This is a genomic window from Tomitella biformata AHU 1821 (assembly GCF_000524475.1).
Classification (GTDB): Bacteria; Actinomycetota; Actinomycetes; order Mycobacteriales; family Mycobacteriaceae; genus Tomitella; species Tomitella biformata.
On the sequence record NZ_BAVQ01000093.1, the window covers coordinates 1 to 275 of the forward strand.

Genomic DNA, 275 nt, shown 5'->3' on the forward strand with positions numbered 1-275 from the left:
ACCTCGTAGATCAGGCGGGAGCTGGTTGCGCTGATTCGTCCCGGCGGCGCCAGCCCCGGGGCGGGCCGGGGTGCCGGTGGGAGCAGTTCGGGGTTTCGCCAGTCCGCGACGTCGTCGATGCGGTGGATCAGTTCGGGCACCTCGAGGTCGAGCATCGGCTGGTCGCCGCCGACGAAGGCGTGGGCCTGCGCGAGGAGGACGCCGAGTTCGGCGTCGGTGTGCGCGGATCCGAAATGCTTGATGATCTCGAGTTTGCCGTCGCGTTTCTCCGCGGC

General features: G+C 69.5%; 1 pseudogene. It reads right to left on the reverse strand.

Annotated elements, in window-relative coordinates:
• Nucleotides 1-275: pseudogene (locus TBIF_RS25825) on the reverse strand (IS1634 family transposase); the annotation flags it as partial.